This window comes from Pseudomonas sp. NPDC077451 (genome assembly GCF_044543345.1).
GTDB lineage: Bacteria > Pseudomonadota > Gammaproteobacteria > Pseudomonadales > Pseudomonadaceae > Stutzerimonas.
The window spans coordinates 92497-112371 of record NZ_JBITVX010000008.1; the positions used below are offsets into that span (position 1 = coordinate 92497).

Here is a 19875-nt window from a genome sequence, read left to right on the forward strand (position 1 = left end):
CTCCGCACATCAGGGACTGCCGCAACGGCTTAGCTGCGCTGCAGAGTCCGCACCAGTTCCATCAGTTGCTGCTGCCGTTCGGCCTGCTCCAGCCGCGCACCGGGGTTCAGCGATGACCATTGCGGGTGTGCGCGGCAACGATGCAAGGCCTCGGGCAGCTTGCCTTCGCGCCACGTCTTGTCGTCCGGTGCATCGAGACGGATTGCCTCCATTGCGGCATGCCCACGAGCGGCGAGGGCGACGAGCAGCTGGCGTTGCCGTACAGCGAGCAGGCGCAGCACGGCATCATCGACGGTGAGTTCGCGTTGTCCCTTGAGCTTGCCCAGCAGGCGATTGCCATAGTGTCTTGCCGTTTGCGCTCCGCCGCCAGCAAGCGCTCCCAGCAGTGCGGCCGCGCCCATAGTGATACCGCCAACCATGAGGTCGACCCCAGCACCGGCGGCCGCGCCGGCCGCCATCCCGCCGCCGATCTTGACCCCCAGCTCCTTGAGTGTTTCGGGATTGAACAGGTCATCACCCCAGCGGCCGTCGAGTAGAGGCAAATCGGCAGCCGCCGCATCCTGTGGGCGGAACCCGTATAGCCGCAGTAATGCTTCGACGCAGCGTTGCTCGCTGGAACGCACGGCGTCGTGCAATTCACGGAGGGCGCCGCGCTCCAGGTCTGGCTGCGCCGCAACGCTGCGGCGGCAGGCGGCCACATCGACCAGCAGTTCGGCGATCAACCGGTTACCTTCGCTCAGCCGCGCGGCTGCCTGGGCCTCGTGGTCATCGATCAGCCGCTGCAGTTTGGGCCGCGATTGTTCCAGTAGCAGCGCCAGACTTTCATAAAGTCGGCGCTCGCCATCGATCGGTGGTGCCACGCTGTCGAAGCGCACCAGCGCATGCAGGCCCAGCCGCGCCAGCGCTTCGCGCCATTGCTCTTCGCGGTGTCCGGTTTGCGCGACGAAGTTGAGCACCGGCAACAGCGGCTTGCCACAGCCGGCCAGCACCGCCAGCTCATCCTTGTATTTCGCGAGCACCGGTTCGCGGGCATCGATCACATAGAGCCCGGCATCGCTGGCCAGCAGCTGGCGCAATACCTTGGCCTCCTGTTCGAAGCGCTGGCGCGCCTCGCTGCCGTCGAGGAAACGGGCGGTGCGGGCCGGCCCGTCGAGGCGCTCGCCGGGGCGTTCGATGCGCTCGAGATGATCGAGCAGAGCGATGGCGTCCTCCAGACCGGGCGTGTCGTAGAGCTCCAGTAGCGGTTCGCCGTCGACGGACAGTCGTGCACCTTCGACGTGGCGGGTGGTGCTCGGCCGATGCGAGACCTCGCCAAAGCTGACGTCGCGGGTCAGGGTGCGCAGCAGCGAGGTCTTGCCGACATTGGTGTGTCCGACCAGCGCGAGTTTTAGAGGTGCGCTCATGGGCGTGGTCTTCCGGGCGTTTTGATGAGTCTCGTCTGGTTTTCCGCCACCCTGCGGTTGCAACCTGCGTAATGGTTTGCACGGCAGTGGAGCGAGTGCTCCTCGCCAGGATTGTCTAGCGAAAGCTCCCGATCAGCGAATTTCACCCGCCCTGCGATGGGTGAGCGGATTTGCTCCGCAGGGGTCGCTCCGGTGGCGTAGGGTGGATGGCGCTTTACCCATCCACCTTCGGGCAGGCCGCCATTTCGGTGGATGAAAAGAGCGTCATCCACCCTACGGATAATTCCCATGCAGCTCACGGTCTGGAGCGTGTTGCCCGCGTACTCAATCATGGCCAGTCTCCAACCAAGTCATGGGCGCGCTGCCCGAATGAGGCAGACCGAGGCTATCGAGCGCCTGATGCCAATCATGCAACCGATGGCTATCCAGCGCTTCGCCAGCGGGCGGTTGCAGCAACCAGACACGGCTCTGGGCCGCGCAACGGCTTAGCTCACCGATCAACGCCAGGGTGCCACGGTCCGGCGAGCGACGCGGATCGCAGGCGATGGCCAGGCGTTGCGGTGGGAAGCGGGTCAGCTGCTCGAGCAATCGCCGACGTTGCTCGCGGTCATCCAGCACGCCCGCATCAGCCACGGACGTTGGCAGCTTTGGCGGCCACGCTTGGCTCTGGTCCAGCTCGATGCCGACCAGCACCGCGCCCTCGCTGCCGTCCAGTTGCGCACCGGCATTCGGTGCATGCAACTTTGCCGGCGCCGCGTCAGTGATGCCAAGGTGTTCGCTGGGCGGCTGAAGGCGCTCACGCAGCAGCCGGTAGGCCGGTAGTTGCAGGTCGAGCCGCAGCTGTGCCCGTCCACGTCGCCAACGCCACAGGCAGAGCAATGCCAGCAGCAGGCGCGGCAGCAGGCCATAGATCAGCACCACGCCAACCAGCCAGCCCGCCCAGCTTTGACGCGCGCTTTCTACACCGTTGGCCAGATCACCGCTGGCGCGGATCTGTTCGATGTCCGGCACGCTGAAACCCAGCAGCGACGGCAGCACGCCGAGCGCCTGCGTCAGACCGACGAATGCGCCTTCGCCAAGGATGGTGGTTTCCCAGACAAAGCCGTAACGCCGCGTGGCGAGCAGCGCGAGCAGCGTTACCAGGGCGCTGCTCATGGCAACCAGCCATAAGCCGTGCACGCCAAGCCCCAAGAGCCAACGCCCGAGCCGTCGCTGTTCCAGCACCGTCAGCAGGGCCGGCGCCAACTGCACCGCGCGGGCGTCGCGGGCCAGTTTTTCGCTGAGCCAGAGCCACAACCGACCCAATGCACCGCCAGCGTCGCCCGCGAAGAGAAAGCCCAGCAACCAGCCCAGCAGCGTCAGTAGATTCAGGCCGAGCAGGCTGCCCAGTGCCCAGAACACATTGACCGGCCGTATTCCGTCGCCCAGCGCCGCAAGCGCCAATCCGGCCCCGGTAACCAACGCCAGTAGCATCAGCGCATACCCGGCCAGCCGCGCGCCCTGCCGCCAATGATGCAGCGCGTCGACCAGTCCGTCGCGGCGCGCCAGCCACAGCGCCCGGTGCTCGATCAGGTCTGGCAGTGCCCCACCTTGCGCACGGGCTTGCCGGTTGGCCTCGGCATCATCGAGCGGGCCGGCATGTTCTTCCCGCAGGCGCACGGCTTCGGTCAGCCAGAGGCGGTCGAGGGGATTCGGTGAGGCTGGGAGAGGTGCAGGCACACGGTTTCTCGTAGAAGGGCTCGGCCCTGAGGATAACCGTTGCCGGTCACAAGGGTGAAATGGTCAACGAGCCCGGATTCGCTCCTGCCAATAACGCCGAACGGCGAAGAAAAGCGACAAGCCGGTGAGCACGATGAAGATCCAGGTAATCGGCCCGCGGAAGAAGATCATCGGGTCGCCGCGGCCGATCAACAGCGTGCGCCTGAGGTTGTCCTCGAACATTGGCCCGAGGATAAAGCCTAGAAGAAAGGGCGCTGTCGCGAACCCGGTACGGTTGAACAGATAGCCAATCACGCCGAAGAGCAGCATCAGGCCGATGTCGAACAGGCTGTTGTTCACCGCAAAGGCACCGTAAACGCAGAACATCAGCACGATGGGCAGCAGGATGGCCTTGGGGATCTCGGCGATCAGTGAGAAATAATTGATCACGCCGTGACCGACGAACAGCAGCACCGCCGAGCTCAGCATGATCCCGCAAAACAACGCGTAGACCAGCGTCAGGTTTTCCTGAAACAGCACCGGGCCGGGCGTCAGCCCATGGATCATGAAAGCGCCGAGGATGATCGCAGTGATGACATCGCCCGGGATGCCTAGCGACAGCAGCGGAATGAGGGTTGCGCCGGCCACGCCATTGTTGCCTGACTCGGCCGCGGCGACGCCTTCGAGTTCGCCTTTGCCGAAGTTCGCCCGGTTGGCCGAGCGCCGTTTGGCTTCGCTATAGGAGATAAAAGACGCCGCGGTGGCGCCGGCGCCTGGAATGGCGCCGATGATCACGCCGATGAAGGAGCCGCGCACGATGGTGACCAGGCTGGACTTGAGTTCGGCAAGCGTCAGGCCAGCCCCGCTGGAGGCAGCGCGGAGATGCGGGCCGGCCTTCTTCAGATAGAAATCGATCACTTCGGGGATAGCGAACAGGCCGATCAGTAACGGCACGAAAGAGACCCGGTCCATCAGGTTGTAGTTATCGAACGTCAGGCGTTGGCTGCCGTACACCGCATCCATGCCGATCATGGACACGATGACGCCGAAGCTGGCCGCGATCAGACCCTTGACCGGCGAGTCGCCTGCGATGGAGACGATGATGGTCAGCGAAAAGCAGATCAGCCAAAAGAACTCTGGCGGCCCGAAATTAAGCGCGACCTTGGCCAGGTAGGAGGCGAACAGGATCAGCGCCAGGTTCGATAACACATCGGCGATGCATGACGAGTAGAGCGCCATCTGCAGCGCCTTCTTCGCCTTGCCCTGCTGCGTCAACGGATAGCCGTCGAGCAACGTGCAGGCGGCGGCCGGCGAACCGGGCGTGTGGATCAGAATGGCGGTGATCGAACCGCCGTACATGCCGCCCTTGTAGATGCCCACTAGCAGCAGGATCGCCGTCACCGGCTCCAGCGAAAAGGTGAAAGGCAGGGCTAGCGCAACGGCCATGGTCGCGGTAAGGCCAGGAATCGCGCCGATGACCACCCCAATCAACACGCCGATGAAGATGGCGATGAAATTGTCAACGCTGAGAAACAAGTCCAGGACTTCGGAAAAACCTTCCATTCGGTTACTCGCGTAAGGGCGCTGTCAGTTCCATAGCGTGCCGGAGGGCAGCGGGACATTCAGTACGTGGATGAACAGCAGGCTTACCAGCCACGGCAATGCGATCGCCAGCAGATACAGCCAGGGCTTGCGAACCGGATGAGCGGCAAACAGCAGCAGCGTGCCGAGAATACCGGCGACGATGGCGCCGAGCAGATCGAACAGCAGCCAATAGGCGCCCAGCCCGGCGAGCATCAGCAGCCAGCGCCGGGCCGGCGCACGCTCGGATTCGACGGCTGCGGTCCGGGCCGGCGGTCGCAAACAGCCTTCAACGATCAATGCCAGCGACAACGCCGCGATCAGCCAGCCCGCCACGCTGGGCAGCCAGCGTGGCGACTGCATGGGGTTGTCGACCATGGGGGCTTCGTCGATATGGTTCGGCACCAGGTAGAACAGAAACACCAGCGCCGCGATCAACCAGAACACGCCCAGCCATGTGTTGAGATTGGCCCAGGGCGGGCGGCTCACCGCAGCATCGGTGGTCATCACGGGCCTCCGATCAGTTCAGCTCGGCCTGACCAGCTACACGCTGCCAGCGCTGAACGTCCTCGGCGACGTAGTCACGGAAATCATCGCCTTCCTCGGACGCCGGCTCGCCACCGATCTGTGCGGCGAAATCCTTGAAGCCCTGATCGTCCATGACTTTGTCCAGTGCGGTCTGCAGCGTCTGGACAGCCTGGTCGGACATTTGATCATCGGCGATCAGCCCGAACCAGGCGGTCGTGACGAATTCGCCCAGGCCCAGGTCCGCGCCGATTTTGGACAGCGGCTCGACATCCGGAAGGTAGGGGGATGCCTCCTTCGAGGTGACGGCCAGGGCCTTGAGCTTGCCGGACTGGATGTGCGAGAGCACGGTCGGCATGTTTTCGAAGGAGACGTCTACGTCGCCGCTGAGCAACGCAGGCAGTGCCTCACCGCTACCACGGAAGGGCACGTGGGTCATCTGGGTGCCGGTCATGGTCTTGAACAACTCGCCGGACATGTGGATCGAGCTGCCAATGCCGGCGGAGCTGAAGGTCATCTCTTTGGTCTTGGCCGCCTCGATGAATTCTTCTACCGAGTTGTACGGGCTGTCAGCCGGAACCACCATCACGTTGGGGATTTCGATGATGTTGCGGATGAATTTGAAGTCTTTCACTGGCTCGTAAGGCAACTTCTTGTAGATCACCGGACCGATGGTATGCCCGGGAGACGCCATCAGAATGGTGTGGTCGGCGCCCCGCCCGCCGCGGGCCAGTTGTCCGGTGGCCATAGTCGAGCCAGCGCCCGGACGGTTTTCCACGACGACCGTGCCGATCTGTTGCTGCAGCAGGTCGGCAACCTTGCGCGACAGGACGTCCGTGGTCCCGCCCGGTGCATAGGGCACCACCAGACGGACGGTGTCGGTCGGCCATTCGGCGGCCTGGGCCAGCGAGGCGAGGGGGAGCGTGGCGGCCAGGAGGAACAGGCTCAGGGTGCGCTTCATAGTCAGGGGCATGGTGGTGTTCTCTTCTTGTAGTTGTTGTAAGACTGCGCGGGTGGCGATCAGGCGACGCTGTCACCTTAAAAGGATCGAACCCTGACGGGAGTCCGATGAACGCAAAACGGTTCGGTAATCGCACAGATGTTTGCAGGTCATCTGTTGTGGTTTCGACCCGCTTGCGCCAGTTTCGACTCCACTGCCCGTTCAGATTAGAAGGAGAGTCGATGAGCGTTCTGCAAGGCATCAAGGTACTGGATCTGACACGCATCCTCGCCGGGCCCTGGTCGACCATGGCCCTGGCGGACCTCGGCGCCGAGGTGTGGAAGATCGAAAGCCTGGAGGGTGATGACACCCGCAGCTGGATGCCGCCGGCCAAGGCCGGCATCTCCACCTACTACCTCAGCGCCAATCGCAACAAGCAGAGCCTGGCGGTGGACTTGCGTAAACCCGAGGGGCGTCAGCTGATCCTTGATCTGGCCGCGCAGGCCGACGTCGTGGTCGAAAACTTCCTGCCGGCGAGCCTCAAGCGCCTCGGGTTGGATTACGAAACGCTGGCAGCGGTCAATCCTCGGCTCATCCATTGCTCGATTACCGGATACGGGCGCGGCAACCCGATGGAAAACCGGCCTGGCTACGACTTCATCATCCAGGCCGAAAGCGGCTTCATGTCGATCACGGGCGATAAGGAGGGCGAGCCCATGCGCCTGGGCGTGGCTTTCATCGATCTGGTCACCGGCATGAATGCGGTTCAGGGCATCCTGGCGGCGCTGTTCGAGCGCGAGAAGTCCGGGCTCGGTCAGTCGGTGGATATCGCGCTATCCGACAGTGCGCTGCACTTTTTGGCCAATGTCGCGTCCGGCTACCTCAACACGGGTAAGGTGCCGCAACGCTACGGCAATGCCCACGCCAGCATCGTGCCCTACCAGCTGTTCAACACCGCCGATGGCAGCGTCGCCTTGGCCGTGGGCAACGACGAGCAGTATCGCCGCCTGTGTCTGGACGTGCTCAAGCGTCCGGAGCTGTACAGCGACCCGCGCTTCACCCAGAACAAGGGCCGCACCGAGAACCGTGAGGTGTTGCTCCCGATACTTCAGGACGCCTTTGCGGGTTGGAACAACGAGGCGTTGATCGGTGCATTGCGCGCGCAGGCGATTCCGGTCGGTGAAGTGAAGGATGTCGCTCAGGCGCTGGAGTCGGAAACGGCAGGCTATCGCGAACTCGTCATCAGCGCCGAGCATCCGGTCGCCGGGGAGGTGCGCATGGTGCGCAGCCCGCTGCGCTTCTCGCGTACGCCAACGGTTGTCGCCAAGGCGCCGCCGCTGCACGGTCAGCACACCGATAGCGTGCTCACCCGTGTGCTCGGCAAAAGCGAGGCGGAACTGGCCGAGCTGCATCAAGCGGGCGTGATCGGCTGACTCGCTCGCTCAGCGCCGATCACTTGGCATGACAACCCGGACGTAGGAGTGCCCGGCCATCCTGGCCGGGCGGGGTAGCGCTGGGTATTACTGCCCGCGCACTTTTACCGCGATATCCGGCTGATCGATGAACAGCCCGTCGATGCCAGCGTCGAGGAAGGCCTGTATGTCAGCTTCGATATTGCCGCGCTCGGTTGGGGAGTCGCCTTTGCGCAGATTGGCCGGAAGGAACACGTTCTCGGCGCGGAAGGTGTACGGGTGCACCTTCAGGCCAGCGGCGTGGGCGTTCGGCACGAAGTCGGTGGGCTGGCCGAGATTGCCGTTGGCGTCACGCGGAATGATGTAGCTCTTTTCCGGGCCGACGCCCGCGGCGTAGCGCGAGATGGCCTTCAGGCCTTCTGCGGTTGCCATCTGCGCGTAGGTCAGTTTGCTGCCGCGTACTTTCTGATCGTAGGGCTGTCCACCGCCAAACAGCTGGACTAGGCGCAGCTGCGTCAAGCCGCTGAGGGTTTTGAGGTTTTCCACTTCGAAGGACTGGATGTAGACCGGCGCGCTGCGGCCTGCATAGCCGTTGCGGTGGAGGACGCGCACCAGTGGTTTTTCCATAGCCAGGCCAAGCTTCTGGAAGTGCGTCGGGTGCTTGGTTTCTGGGTACAGACCGATGCGGCGGCGCTCGCTCAGCTGCATGGTTTTCACCAGATCGATGATCTCCTGCAGCGTCGGGATTTCCAGGCTGCCGTCGAGCCGCGCGTTACCGGGACGGATCGTCGGGATGCGCTCGATGGCGCGCAGGGTTTTCAGCTCGGCCAGGGTGAAGTCCTCGCTGAACCAGCCGGTGAGCTTCACACCGTCAACCATTTGCGTGCGCTTGCGGTCGGCGAATTCGGGGTGCTGTGACACATCGGTGGTCAACCCCAACTCGTTGTCGTGACGGGCGACCAGCTCGCCGTCGCGGGTCATGACGAGGTCCGGCTCGACATAGTCGGCGCCCTGCAGAATGGCCAGCGCGTAAGAGGCAAGGGTGTGCTCGGGCACGTAGCCACTGGCGCCGCGGTGGGCAATGACCAGCGGATGGGGCTCGTCGCGGCCGTTCTTGGCAGCGACCGAGGCGTCGGGCGTGGCGGCAAACGCGGCGATCGGCAGCAGCAGGCTGCAGGCGGCAAACAGGTGGCGCAAGGTAGGGCGGCTGTGGCGGGCCATTGTGGGCGTCTCCGTGGAAGGGGAGCGGTAAGCCTGAAGCGTGACAATGACGATAGCTTGACGCTTTGGTAAAGCGAAGATGACCGTTCGATGTTGTTGACGTGTATCTGACGGCGCTGACTGCTCCGCGGGCGCTCTGTTATTCTCGCCGCCATGAATCAGACCTCACTTCCCCTCGCTATGATCGCGGCCATGGCGGACAACCGCGTCATCGGCCTCGACAACACGATGCCTTGGCACCTGCCGGCCGACCTCAAACACTTCAAGGCGATGACCCTTGGCAAGCCGATCATCATGGGGCGCAAGACCTGGGATTCCCTTGGCCGCCCATTGCCGGGTCGGCTGAATCTGGTGGTCAGCCGCCAGCAGGACCTTCAGCTCGACGGTGCCGAAACCTTTACTACGCTCGACGCTGCGCTGGTTCGCGCGGAGCAGTGGGCGCGCGAGCAGGGTGTCGAGGAGCTGATGCTGATTGGCGGCGCGCAACTCTACGCCCAGGCATTGGGGCAGGCTCAGCGCCTGTACCTCACCCGAATCGATGCGGCCCCTGAAGGTGACGCCTTTTTCCCCGCCTTCGAAGAAGCCGAATGGCAGCGTACCGAGAGCCAGTCACATCCGGCCGAGGGCGAGGCGCCCGGCTATCGCTTCGAGACCTGGCAGCGTCGCTGACCCGAGGCATCCCCAGACTTCCTTGACTGACGCCAAGTCCTCGCCTGGCGTCAGCTTCTATGCTTTCCCTCCGCTTCTCACGAGACACCTTTCATGCAGAACGACAAACAGGGCGCAGTGCAACGTGGCGCAGTGCAACGTGGTGTAGCGGACGCGGACGTCAACCAGCGTGACGCTGAACGCGAGGACGCGGAGCAGGCGGAAACCATCGCCGCGATCTTCGTCCGCCATCCGCTCTGGGAGGATGCGCTGGCGCTACTGCTGGGCACCGCGATGGTGGCGTTGGGCATTGCCTTCTACAGCCATGCCGGGCTCTTGACTGGCGGCACGGTCGGTCTGGCCTTTCTGCTCAAGTATTTCGCCGGCTGGCCCTTCGGTCTGGTGTTCTTCACCCTCAATATCCCGTTCTACCTGTTGGCGATCTGGCGCATGGGCTGGAGCTTTACGCTGCGCACCGTCATTGCGGTGGGTCTGGTGTCGCTGCTGGCCGAACTGACACCGAACTGGATTCGCTTTGCCGAGCTGAACATCTATTACGCCGCGTTGTTCGGCGGCTTCGCCATGGGCGTCGGGCTGCTGATGCTGTTCCGCCACCGCGCCAGCCTCGGGGGCGTGAACATCCTTGCGCTGTTCCTGCAGGAGCGGTTCGGCGTGCGTGCTGGGACCTTTCAGATGGGCATCGATGCGCTGATCGTGCTGGCGGCGGTGTTCATCGTGCCGCTGGATAAGGTTGCGCTCTCGGTGCTGGGTGCGGTGGCACTGAATCTGGTGCTGGCAATCAATCACCGCAGCGATCGCTATATGGGCGTCAGCTGAGCGATTAACCCAGCGTCACTAGCTGCGCACGCGGCTGGCCGTCCTCGATGTCCAGCAGGGCCAGGCTGATCGGCAGTGTGAAGCGGCGACGCCCGGCGCTCCCCGGGTTGAGGTAGAGCACGCCGTTGATCTGCTCGATCTTGGGCTGGTGCGAATGCCCGGCGATGACCACGTCGACCCGCTCGGCGACCGGGTCGATCCCCATCGTCTTGACGTCATGGGTGACGTGGATGCGCAGCCCGCCGATTTCCATATTCAGGTGCTCCGGAACCGCTGTAGCCCAATCACCGCTGTCGACGTTGCCACGAATGACGTCCAGTGGCGCGAGCTCACGCAACCTGTCCAGCACCTCTGGTTTGCCGATGTCACCGGCATGGATGATGCGCTCGCAACCCTGCAGCGCAGCGATGGCTTCAGGGCGCAGCAGGCCATGGGTGTCGGAGATGACGCCTATGCGCATGGTGGCTCCCTTTTTCATGAGTGTATGGATGTTGGGCAAGCGAGGCTTGGCCGCGGTTCGATCTTGCGGCAGTCTGGCGCTCGCTTAATTGCAGGGGAGCGGGAATGGAACAGGTCGATTGCGTGGTCATCGGTGCTGGCGTGGTGGGGCTGGCGGTCGCGCGGGCACTGGCCCAGGCCGGACGCGAGGTCCTGATACTGGAAGCCGAAGCCGCCATCGGCACGGGCACCAGTTCGCGTAACAGCGAGGTCATTCATGCCGGCATCTATTATCCGCAGGGCTCGTTGAAGGCGCGGCTGTGCGTGGCCGGGCGCGATGCGCTGTATGCGTTCTGTGACAGTCACGGCGTCCCTTACCGAAGCTGCGGCAAGCTGATCGTCGCCACCAACGCATCCCAATTGGCGGGGCTCGATGCGCTACAGGCTCATGCCCTGGCCAACGGCGTCGACGATTTGCGCAGACTCCATGCGGACGAGGTGAAGACGCTGGAGCCGCAGCTCAATGCCGTGGCTGGATTGCTCTCGCCGAGCACTGGAATCGTCGACAGTCACGCATTGATGCTGGCGCTGCAAGGCGATGCTGAAGCCGCGGGCGCGCTGTTGGCGCTGCATGCACCGGTCACGGCAATGGCGGTGATGGACGCGGGGTTGCGCGTCGAAGTCGGCGGCGACGCGGCCATGACGCTGCTTGCCGCCAGCGTCATCAACTGCGCCGGTCATGCCGCGCCTGAGATCGCCGCGCGCACGGCGGGGCTTGCCGCCGAATCGGTGCCGGCGCGCTACTTCGCCAAGGGCAGCTATTTCAGCCTGGCGTCTGCAACGCCTTTCCACCATCTGGTCTATCCGTTGCCCGAACCTGGCGGGCTGGGCGTGCACCTGACCCTGGATCTCGGTGGTCAGGCGCGTTTCGGCCCGGACGTTGAGTGGGTTGACGGCCTCGATTACACGATGGATGAAAGCCGCGCGGATCGTTTCTACGCCACGATCCGCCGTTACTGGCCGGGATTGCCCGATGGTGCGTTGCAACCGGCGTACACCGGCATTCGCCCGAAGATCAGTGGACCCGGCGAACCGGCTGCGGATTTCCGTATCGACGGGCCTGCCGAGCATGGCGTTGCGGGGCTGGTGAACCTGTTCGGCATCGAATCGCCCGGGCTTACCGCGGCCCTGGCGATCGCCGATGAGGTCTGCCAGCGCCTCGCTCAGGAGGCGCGTACCAGTTGATCAGACCGGGTCTTGTTCTGTTGCCGGCGACTCGGGTAGGAACCAGTTCATCACCAGGGCGCAAATGCCGCCGGTTGCAACCCCGGATTCCAGCACGTTGCGCAGCTCGCCCGGCAGGTTTGCCAGGAACTCCGGCACCTGAGAAAAGCCCAGGCCCAGCGCCAGCGAGACCGAGATGATCAGCAGCGCGCGGCGATCCAGCTGGATGCCCGCGAGAATGTTGATGCCCGCAGCCGCCACCGCACCGAACATCACGATCGCGGCGCCGCCCAGTACGGGCTCGGGCACGGCCTGCAGCACGCCTGCGACGGCTGGGAACAGCCCGAGAATCACCAGCATCACGGCGATCCACATGCCGACGTAGCGGCTGGCGATGCCGGTGAGCTGGATGATGCCGTTGTTCTGCGCGAACACCGAGCTTGGGAAGGTATTGAAGAAACCCGCCAGCAGCGAGTTGGCACCGTTGACCAGCACGCCACCCTTGATGCGCTGCATCCACAGCGGACCTTCCACCGGCTGGCGTGAAAGTTTGCTGGTGGCGGTGATGTCACCGATGGCTTCGAGCGAGGTGACCAGATAGATCACCACCATCGGAATGAACAGGCTCCAGGAGAAGCCTAGGCCGAAGTGCAATGGCATCGGCACCTCGAACAGCTCGGCTTCGCGCATGCCGGTGAAATCCAGGCGGCCCAGATAAGCGGACAGCGCATAACCGATGCCCAGCGCGATGATGATGGCGCAGCTGCGCATCCACTGGACCGGCAGCCGGTTGAGCACGACGATGGCGGCCAGCACCACGCCTGAGAGCAGCAGGTTCTCGCGGCTGGCGAAGGTGCCATCGCCCATGGCCGCGTAGCCACCGCCCATGCTGATCAGCCCGACTTTGATCAGCGTCAGGCCGATCATCAGCACCACGATGCCGGTCACCAGTGGTGTGATCAGCCGCTTGATGAACGGCAGCACGCGTGAGACGCCCATTTCGATAAAGGATCCGGCAATCACCACGCCGAAAATCGCTGCCATCACAGCTTCGACCGGCGTGCCCTGCTTGACCATCAACACGCCGCCAGCTATCAGCGGGCCAACGAAGTTGAAGCTGGTGCCTTGCACGATCAACAGTCCCGCACCGAGCGGGCCAAAGCGTTTGCACTGGACGAAGGTGGCGATGCCGGAAATCACCAGCGACATGGAGACGATGATGTTGGTGTCACGGGGCGATACACCGATCGCCTGACAGATCAGCAGACCAGGCGTAACGATCGGCACGATGATCGCCAGCAGATGCTGCAGCGCGGCGAGAAAGGCGATCCAGGGGCGGGGCCGATCGTCGAGGCCGTAGACCAGATCGTTACGAGGCTCTTCGGGGGAGGACTTCAGCGCGCTCATGGCATGCTCCAAAAAAGAGCGCGATTCTACGTGGCGACGTCGACGGAGCACAGCTGAACCCGTCGACTGATGCAGCAGGCCTGATCGCGAGCAAGCACGTTCCTACGAAAAGCGGGACGGCCAGTGGCTGACGGCTGAATTACCTGCCAGCCTCACGGGCGCAGCGCGGTATGTTGAGATTCTGACGTTCCAACCGCATAACCTGCGCCTGATCGCGCTGTCACGACTTCCTGAAGGAACAACCATGCAACCAGCAAGTGAGCATCGACCCCTGATGGTTTATCTGGCGGTGGGTCTGTTGCAGGGCCTGACGCTATGGATGGCCAGCGAGAGCTGGCCGCACGGGTCTGTCTGGCGGTCCCTCTGTTCGGCCCTGATTGTGTTGGTCGTGGTGGGGGGCTGGCAGCTGCAGATGCTATGGGGGCAGTTGTGCGAGGCGGATCGCTGGAAGCTGCTGCTCCCGGCGATTCTTTTGCCCGCGACGCTGGCGGCGTGGCTTGGGGTTCAGTTCGACCAGCCGCGCTGGTACTACTTCGATGAAACGACCGGCACGCTTCTGCTGTGGAGTCATCTGGCACTGGCTTACATCCTCACACCCTTCATCCAGGCTCGTGACCCTGCGCATCGCTGGCGCTTCGACTACAGCGCGCTCTACCGTCACGCCTGGAACAACGGTTTGCTGCTGTTCATGGCGCTCGTGATGCTCGGGGTGTTCTGGCTGTTGATCTGGCTCTGGGCGGGCCTGTTTAGCATGCTTGGGGTCGATCAGTTCAAGCGGCTCTTCAATTCGTCCGGCTTCGTCTGGGTCGCCAGCGCGACTGTTGTCGCTGCTGGGCTGCGCATTGGGCAGGAACGTGGCCAGGTCATCGATGCGTTGCGCAACGTGCTGCAGGCCATGTGTCGTTTTCTGCTGCCGTTGACGGTGGTGATCCTGCTGCTGTTCGTGGTCTTCCTGCCTTTCACCGGCCTTGCTCCGCTCTGGGCGACACGCCACGCGACGCCGATCTTGCTGGCATTGGTGTTCGCGCATATCGCACTGCTCAACGGGGTGGTGCAGGACGGGCTGCAGAGGTCCCACTACCCGCGACCCTTACGGTTGCTGGCGGATGCCAGTTCGCTGTGCCTGCCGTTACTGGCTGGCCTCGCGATGCATGCGTTGTGGCTGCGGATCGACCAGTACGGGCTGACGCCGGATCGCGTGTTGGCTGCGCTCCTGGCGCTCGTAGCAATGGTGCACGGCCTGGCACTGGTGAGAGCAGTGATCCGGCGTGATGCCGCCTGGCTGAGCGGGCTCCGACAGAGCAACCCGCCTCTGGCACTGTTCGCCGCCTGCCTGTTGGTGCTCATGCATGTGCCGGCGCTGAGCCCGCTGCAACTGAGCGCGGCCAGTCAGTATCAGCGTTTGCTGAGTGACGAAGTGCCAGTCGAACGAACCGACATGGGCGCGCTTCGCTTTCAGCTGGGCGAGCCGGGACGGCGATACCTGCAAGCGCTGCGTCAGCAACTAGACGAGCCTTGGGAAGACGAGGCTAGGCGCACGGGTCTGCAAGCCGATCTGCAACGGCTTGATAAGGCTGACCACTATTGGGCGTGGAAACGCGAGCAGGAGGTCGCGACCGCGCCGCCAGTGCCCTGGATTGGCGAACCTGTAACGGATGAAGATGGCTCATTGGCACGTGCCGTCAGCAATCAGGGATGCTTAGCAGAGTGCCGGTTGTTTGCGGTGGATCTGGACCGGGACGGCCAATCCGAAGTGCTGCTGCTTCGCGGTGAACCCAGGGTTGTTCCAGTTCTGGGGCGTGGCGCGGCAGGAGGGTGGCATTGGCTCGGCCAGCTGCGCGTCACCGCAGGCGCGCTGCCGGACGGCGAGGCGCTTGATGGGCTTCTGGAGCGTGGTGAATTTGAATTGGTCGCGCCCCGATTCAGTGCAATCGAGATCGATGGTGCTCGCCTGGAACCGGCCATCGGCGAACCATGAAAAAGCCCGGCGGGAAGCCGGGCTCTTTCTTCGACGCTGATCAGCCGTCCAGCATCGCCTTGTTGCGCACCGCGCCCTTGTCGGCGCTGGTGGCGAGCAGGGCGTAGGCCTTGAGCGCTGTTGTCACCTTGCGCGGGCGTGGAGCGGCAGGCTTCCAGCCTTTCTTGTCCTGCTCGATGCGACGGTGGGACAGTTCTTCATCGCTGACCTGCAGCTGGATGCTGCGGTTGGGGATGTCGATCAGCACCTTGTCACCGTCACGTACCAGGCCGATGGCGCCGCCCGCAGCGGCTTCTGGCGAAGCGTGGCCGATGGACAGACCCGAGGTGCCACCGGAGAAGCGGCCGTCGGTGAGCAGGGCGCAGTCCTTGCCCAGTCCCTTGGACTTCAGGTACGAGGTCGGGTAGAGCATTTCCTGCATGCCCGGTCCGCCTTTCGGGCCTTCGTAGCGAATGATGACGATGTCGCCGGCCTTTACTTCGTCATTGAGGATGCCCTTCACGGCGCTGTCCTGGCTTTCGAAGATCTTGGCGGTGCCTTCGAAGACATGGATGGATTCATCCACGCCCGCGGTCTTCACCACGCAGCCATCCAGGGCGATGTTGCCGTAGAGCACAGCGAGGCCACCTTCCTGCGAATAGGCGTGCTCGACGCTGCGGATGCAGCCTTCGGCGCGGTCCAGATCCAGGGTGTCCCAACGGGTCGACTGGCTGAACGCCGTCTGCGTTGGGATACCGCCCGGGCCTGCCTTGAAGAAGGTGTGTACCGCTTCGTCCTGGGTCTGGGTGATGTCCCATTTAGCGATGCCTTCAGCCAGCGTTCGGCTGTGCACGGTGGGCACATCGGTGTGCAGCAGGCCGCCACGGGCCAGCTCGCCGAGAATGGAGAAAATGCCGCCGGCGCGGTGCACGTCTTCCATGTGGTACTTCTGGATGTTCGGCGCAACCTTGCACAGCTGCGGCACTTTGCGTGACAGCGCATCGATGGCGCGCAGGTCGAAGTCCACCTCGGCTTCTTGAGCCGCAGCCAGCAGGTGCAGGATGGTGTTGGTAGAGCCACCCATGGCGATATCCAGGGTCATGGCATTTTCAAAGGCGCGACGGTTGGCGATGTTGCGCGGCAGAACGGATTCGTCGCCCTCGCCGTAATATCGCTGGCACAGCTCTACGATGGTGCGCCCGGCGCGCAGGAACAGCTGCTCGCGGTCGCTGTGCGTGGCGAGTGTCGAGCCGTTGCCGGGCAGGGCTAGCCCTAAGGCTTCGGCCAGGCAGTTCATCGAGTTTGCAGTGAACATGCCGGAGCAGCTGCCACAGGTCGGGCAGGCGCTGCGCTCGTATTCGGCGACCTTCTCGTCCGAGGCGCTTTCATCGGCAGCGATGACCATGGCGTCGACAAGGTCCAGGCCGTGACTGGCCAGCTTGGTCTTGCCGGCTTCCATCGGGCCGCCGGAAACGAACACCACCGGGATGTTCAAGCGCAGGGCGGCCATCAGCATGCCGGGGGTGATCTTGTCGCAGTTGGAGATGCAGACGATGGCGTCGGCGCAATGCGCGTTGACCATGTACTCCACCGAGTCGGCAATGATTTCGCGCGAGGGCAGCGAATAGAGCATGCCGTCGTGGCCCATGGCGATGCCGTCGTCGACCGCGATGGTGTTGAATTCCTTGGCGACGCCGCCGTGCTTTTCAATCTCACGGGCGACCAGCTGGCCCAGGTCCTTCAGGTGCACGTGACCGGGCACGAACTGGGTGAAGGAGTTGGAGATGGCGATAATCGGCTTCTTGAAGTCTTCGTCCTTCATGCCGGTGGCACGCCACAGCGCGCGGGCACCGGCCATGTTGCGGCCGTGCGTGGAAGTTTTCGAGCGGTAATCGGGCATGACGGTTCCTGCGGCTAATCAGCGGTTCGAATAGTGCTTATGGTGAGCGTCACCTGTGCCGCGTGCAACGGCAGGTGACCGTGCGTGCGGAGGGGCCGGATCGAGGCGGGGTATCGCTCGGGCGGCCTGGGCTCATGGCCCGCCGGGGGATAATGGCGAGGAATGCGCCGATTCTACGCCCGTTCCCTCTGGCGAGCCAAACGGCACGATTACCGGCGCTCATCCTACGGTGAGTCAGGCGCATCAACACCGAAGCTAATGATGAATTATTCAGCCGGGGCGAAGCGCGGCCGTTCGTCCGCTGCAAGGGCGCATCAGGTGGCGTGGTGGTTTCAGCTGGCTAGGGTTGATTCGGGCCAACTGGCCACCCGCTCTGCCGATGGTTACGCGGGAAACATAGGAGGTGCAGTGCGTTCGACTCACATCGCGAGCTGGTGCGAACGTCCATACACATGATCAGAACAACAAGAGGAAACACACATGCTGGACATCAAACTTAGCGGCATTGCCGCTGCGCTGGGCCTTGCGATCTGCGGGTCTGCCTTGGCTGCGCCGCTGCCGGATACGCCCGGCGCGCCCTTTCCTGCGGTATCGAACTTCGAGCGCTCCGGCCCCTATGCCACAACCAGTCGCAGCGAAGGCCCGAACTGCCGCGTCTACCGTCCCAGTAGCTTGGGGCAGAACGGCGTCCGGCATCCGGTGATTCTCTGGGGTAACGGTACCGGGACAGGGCCGACCGCGTATTCGGGACTGTTATCGCACTGGGCCAGCCATGGATTCGTTGTCGCAGCGGCGGAGACGTCCAACGCCGGGACTGGACGGGACATGCTGGCCTGCCTCGACTATCTGGTACAAGAAAGCAATCGCACCTATGGCACTTACGTTGGCGTGCTCAACACCGGTCGGGTCGGCACGTCAGGTCATTCCCAGGGCGGCGGTGGATCGATCATGGCTGGGCAGGATGATCGGGTAAGCGTGACCGCGCCCATCCAGCCCTACACCATCGGGCTGGGTCATGACCCGTCTTCCCAGCGAAATCAGAAGGGACCGATGTTCCTGATGTCAGGCGGGGGCGACACCATCGCGTTCCCCTACCTGAACGCGCAGCCGGTTTATACGCGAACCAACGTGCCGGTGTTTTGGGGGGAGCGGCGCTATGTCAGCCACTTCGAGCCAGTCGGTGACGGTGGCGCCTACCGCGGCCCGTCGACCGCCTGGTTCCGCTATCACCTGATGGAGGATGAGACGGCGCGCAGCACCTTCTATGGTCGCTTCTGCGGGTTGTGCACCAGTGTCCTTTGGACGGAGCAGCGCAAGGGAATCGAGTAAGGCGGTTAACGAAGCCCCGCATGCGTTTTGACGTGGGGCTTCGTTCGTCTGGCGACAGCTATCAGCTGTTAGGGAGGATGCGACTGGTGATGCTCTTGATGTAGCGCGTCTCGGGAATCGCCGGATGCACCGGGTGATCCGGGCCCTGCGATCCCCGCTCGAGCAGCTGGATATTGCGATCCAGATGCCGGGCGCTGCCGAGCAGGATGTTCTGCAGGTTGTCTTCCTCAAGGTGCATCGAGCAGCTGGCGCTGACGAGGATGCCGTCCTTGTTCAGTAGACGCATCGCGGTTTCGTTGAGGCGGCGGTAGGCGGCTTCACCGTTCTTGATGTCTTTCTTGCGTTTGATGAAGGCGGGCGGGTCGGTGATGACCACGTCGAAGCGCTCTTCGGCGTTCTTCAGCTCTCTCATCGCTTCGAAGGCATCGCCTTCTACGCAGGTCATCTTCTCGGCAACACCATTGAGGGCCGCATTGCGCTCCACACCATCCAATGCAAACGCCGAAGCGTCCACGCAGAACACTTCACTGGCACCGAAGGCGGCGGCCTGTACGCCCCAGCCGCCGATGTAGCTAAACAGGTCGAGCACGCGCTTGCCTTTGACGTAGGGCGCCAAGCGTGCGCGGTTCATGCGGTGGTCGTAGAACCAGCCGGTCTTCTGGCCCTGCAACACGGGTGCTTCGAACTTGACGCCGTTCTCTTCCAGCGCAACCCATTCCGGTACTACACCGAACGCGGTATCGACGTAGCGCTCCAGCCCTTCGGCATCGCGGGCACTGGAGTCGTTCTTCCACAGCACACCGCGCGGCTTGAGCACCTGAACCAGCGCTTCGAGCACGGCATCCTTGTTGCGCTCCATGGTGGCTGAAGCCAGCTGCACCACCAGATGGTCATGGAAGCGGTCCACCACCAGCCCCGGCAGCAGGTCCGAGTCACCGTAGATCAGGCGGTAGCAAGGTTGATCGAACAGGCGATCGCGCAGCGACAGAGCGACCTGAATGCGATGCACCAGCAGTGATTTATCCAGGCTGTGCTTGAGGTCGCGCGACAGCAGGCGCGCGCAGATCAGGTTGTTCGGCGAGACGCCGACAATGCCCAGGGGCTTGCCTCCCGCCGCTTCGAGGACGGCCTGATCACCAGCGGCAAAACCGCTCAGCGGCGTGGCTGCGGTGTCCACCTCATTGCTATAGACCCACAGATGGCCGGCGCGCAGGCGGCGGTCGGCGTTGGCTTTGAGGCGCAGGCTGGGCAGGCTCATCGGGAGGGCTCCGGGAAAAGGGCGCGATTATAGGCCAGAGGGCTGACAAAAGCGCTGGCTGGATGGAGGAGGGGAGTTGGGGTTAGCCATCGCTGCT

The 19875-nt window shown here is 63.5% G+C and carries 16 protein-coding genes; 6 read left to right on the forward strand and 10 right to left on the reverse strand.

Translation table 11 applies throughout. The features are described from left to right. Positions 1 to 29 precede the first annotated feature (29 nt). From ACIGHL_RS14290 to ACIGHL_RS14310, 5 genes are all read right to left on the reverse strand, one after another. Positions 30 to 1403 carry a GTPase/DUF3482 domain-containing protein gene (locus ACIGHL_RS14290; RefSeq protein ID WP_128120435.1) on the reverse strand — a complete coding sequence of 458 codons (1374 nt, stop codon included), beginning with the start codon at positions 1401 to 1403 and terminating at the stop codon, positions 30 to 32. 324 nt (positions 1404 to 1727) lie between these two features. Next, entirely contained in the window at positions 1728 to 3122 is a 1395-nt protein-coding gene (locus ACIGHL_RS14295) for a DUF2868 domain-containing protein (protein WP_128120434.1), read from the reverse strand. A gap of 63 nt (positions 3123 to 3185) precedes the next feature. Next, on the reverse strand, positions 3186 to 4664 hold the full coding sequence (locus tag ACIGHL_RS14300) for a tripartite tricarboxylate transporter permease (RefSeq protein WP_128120433.1): 1479 nt from the start codon (positions 4662 to 4664) through the stop codon (positions 3186 to 3188). A 24-nt stretch (positions 4665 to 4688) separates the two neighbouring features. Then, positions 4689 to 5189, reverse strand: coding sequence for a tripartite tricarboxylate transporter TctB family protein (locus ACIGHL_RS14305; RefSeq protein WP_128120432.1), 501 nt, complete (start codon positions 5187 to 5189; stop codon positions 4689 to 4691). Between the two features lie 13 nt (positions 5190 to 5202). Further along, the gene (locus tag ACIGHL_RS14310) at positions 5203 to 6180 is read right to left on the reverse strand and encodes a Bug family tripartite tricarboxylate transporter substrate binding protein (RefSeq protein ID WP_196766719.1); all 978 of its coding nucleotides are present in this window, start codon (positions 6178 to 6180) and stop codon (positions 5203 to 5205) included. Between the two features lie 209 nt (positions 6181 to 6389). Between ACIGHL_RS14310 and ACIGHL_RS14315 the strand changes: the two genes are divergently transcribed. Continuing rightward, positions 6390 to 7580, forward strand: coding sequence for a CaiB/BaiF CoA transferase family protein (locus ACIGHL_RS14315; RefSeq protein ID WP_128120431.1), 1191 nt, complete (start codon positions 6390 to 6392; stop codon positions 7578 to 7580). An 87-nt stretch (positions 7581 to 7667) separates the two neighbouring features. On the opposite strand, the gene ACIGHL_RS14320 is transcribed toward ACIGHL_RS14315, so the two are convergent. Continuing rightward, complete coding sequence (locus ACIGHL_RS14320; protein ID WP_045423594.1) at positions 7668 to 8780, reverse strand: glycerophosphodiester phosphodiesterase; 1113 nt, start codon at positions 8778 to 8780, stop codon at positions 7668 to 7670. A 153-nt stretch (positions 8781 to 8933) separates the two neighbouring features. Here ACIGHL_RS14320 and ACIGHL_RS14325 point away from each other — a divergent pair, with 153 nt between their 5' ends. Further along, positions 8934 to 9449, forward strand: coding sequence for a dihydrofolate reductase (locus ACIGHL_RS14325; protein ID WP_064480858.1), 516 nt, complete (start codon positions 8934 to 8936; stop codon positions 9447 to 9449). Between the two features lie 93 nt (positions 9450 to 9542). Then, positions 9543 to 10265 carry a YitT family protein gene (locus ACIGHL_RS14330; RefSeq protein ID WP_128120430.1) on the forward strand — a complete coding sequence of 241 codons (723 nt, stop codon included), beginning with the start codon at positions 9543 to 9545 and terminating at the stop codon, positions 10263 to 10265. Positions 10266 to 10269: 4 nt separating this feature from the next. Here ACIGHL_RS14330 and ACIGHL_RS14335 read toward each other — a convergent pair whose 3' ends face one another. Beyond that, complete coding sequence (locus tag ACIGHL_RS14335) at positions 10270 to 10725, reverse strand: metallophosphoesterase family protein (RefSeq protein ID WP_128120429.1); 456 nt, start codon at positions 10723 to 10725, stop codon at positions 10270 to 10272. Between the two features lie 104 nt (positions 10726 to 10829). Here ACIGHL_RS14335 and ACIGHL_RS14340 point away from each other — a divergent pair, with 104 nt between their 5' ends. Next, positions 10830 to 11948 carry an NAD(P)/FAD-dependent oxidoreductase gene (locus ACIGHL_RS14340; protein WP_128120428.1) on the forward strand — a complete coding sequence of 373 codons (1119 nt, stop codon included), beginning with the start codon at positions 10830 to 10832 and terminating at the stop codon, positions 11946 to 11948. Here ACIGHL_RS14340 and ACIGHL_RS14345 read toward each other — a convergent pair whose 3' ends face one another. Then, on the reverse strand, positions 11949 to 13334 hold the full coding sequence (locus ACIGHL_RS14345) for a uracil-xanthine permease family protein (RefSeq protein ID WP_128120427.1): 1386 nt from the start codon (positions 13332 to 13334) through the stop codon (positions 11949 to 11951). A gap of 244 nt (positions 13335 to 13578) precedes the next feature. Here ACIGHL_RS14345 and ACIGHL_RS14350 point away from each other — a divergent pair, with 244 nt between their 5' ends. Further along, the gene (locus ACIGHL_RS14350) at positions 13579 to 15312 is read left to right on the forward strand and encodes a DUF4153 domain-containing protein (protein WP_216707051.1); all 1734 of its coding nucleotides are present in this window, start codon (positions 13579 to 13581) and stop codon (positions 15310 to 15312) included. A gap of 40 nt (positions 15313 to 15352) precedes the next feature. Here the strand turns inward: ACIGHL_RS14350 and ilvD are convergent, their stop codons facing one another. Further along, the gene (ilvD, locus tag ACIGHL_RS14355; RefSeq protein WP_128120426.1) at positions 15353 to 17191 is read right to left on the reverse strand and encodes a dihydroxy-acid dehydratase; all 1839 of its coding nucleotides are present in this window, start codon (positions 17189 to 17191) and stop codon (positions 15353 to 15355) included. 480 nt (positions 17192 to 17671) lie between these two features. On the opposite strand from ilvD, the gene ACIGHL_RS14360 reads away from it, so the two are divergent. After that, positions 17672 to 18520, forward strand: coding sequence for a poly(ethylene terephthalate) hydrolase family protein (locus ACIGHL_RS14360; RefSeq protein WP_128120425.1), 849 nt, complete (start codon positions 17672 to 17674; stop codon positions 18518 to 18520). Between the two features lie 61 nt (positions 18521 to 18581). Here ACIGHL_RS14360 and ACIGHL_RS14365 read toward each other — a convergent pair whose 3' ends face one another. Continuing rightward, positions 18582 to 19778 carry a class I SAM-dependent rRNA methyltransferase gene (locus tag ACIGHL_RS14365; protein ID WP_128120424.1) on the reverse strand — a complete coding sequence of 399 codons (1197 nt, stop codon included), beginning with the start codon at positions 19776 to 19778 and terminating at the stop codon, positions 18582 to 18584. Positions 19779 to 19875: the final 97 nt, after the last annotated feature.

Bases quoted from the DNA above. Each gene is read 5' to 3' on its own strand.
- ACIGHL_RS14290 (WP_128120435.1), bottom strand. From the start codon at position 1,403: ATGAGCGCACCTCTAAAACTCGCGCTGGTCGGACACACCAATGTCGGC.
- ACIGHL_RS14300 (WP_128120433.1), bottom strand. From the start codon at position 4,664: ATGGAAGGTTTTTCCGAAGTCCTGGACTTGTTTCTCAGCGTTGACAAT.
- ACIGHL_RS14305 (WP_128120432.1), bottom strand. From the start codon at position 5,189: ATGACCACCGATGCTGCGGTGAGCCGCCCGCCCTGGGCCAATCTCAAC.
- ACIGHL_RS14310 (WP_196766719.1), bottom strand. From the start codon at position 6,180: ATGCCCCTGACTATGAAGCGCACCCTGAGCCTGTTCCTCCTGGCCGCC.
- ACIGHL_RS14315 (WP_128120431.1), top strand. From the start codon at position 6,390: ATGAGCGTTCTGCAAGGCATCAAGGTACTGGATCTGACACGCATCCTC.
- ACIGHL_RS14320 (WP_045423594.1), bottom strand. From the start codon at position 8,780: ATGGCCCGCCACAGCCGCCCTACCTTGCGCCACCTGTTTGCCGCCTGC.
- ACIGHL_RS14325 (WP_064480858.1), top strand. From the start codon at position 8,934: ATGAATCAGACCTCACTTCCCCTCGCTATGATCGCGGCCATGGCGGAC.
- ACIGHL_RS14330 (WP_128120430.1), top strand. From the start codon at position 9,543: ATGCAGAACGACAAACAGGGCGCAGTGCAACGTGGCGCAGTGCAACGT.
- ACIGHL_RS14335 (WP_128120429.1), bottom strand. From the start codon at position 10,725: ATGCGCATAGGCGTCATCTCCGACACCCATGGCCTGCTGCGCCCTGAA.
- ACIGHL_RS14340 (WP_128120428.1), top strand. From the start codon at position 10,830: ATGGAACAGGTCGATTGCGTGGTCATCGGTGCTGGCGTGGTGGGGCTG.
- ACIGHL_RS14345 (WP_128120427.1), bottom strand. From the start codon at position 13,334: ATGAGCGCGCTGAAGTCCTCCCCCGAAGAGCCTCGTAACGATCTGGTC.
- ACIGHL_RS14350 (WP_216707051.1), top strand. From the start codon at position 13,579: ATGCAACCAGCAAGTGAGCATCGACCCCTGATGGTTTATCTGGCGGTG.
- ilvD (WP_128120426.1), bottom strand. From the start codon at position 17,191: ATGCCCGATTACCGCTCGAAAACTTCCACGCACGGCCGCAACATGGCC.
- ACIGHL_RS14360 (WP_128120425.1), top strand. From the start codon at position 17,672: ATGCTGGACATCAAACTTAGCGGCATTGCCGCTGCGCTGGGCCTTGCG.
- ACIGHL_RS14365 (WP_128120424.1), bottom strand. From the start codon at position 19,778: ATGAGCCTGCCCAGCCTGCGCCTCAAAGCCAACGCCGACCGCCGCCTG.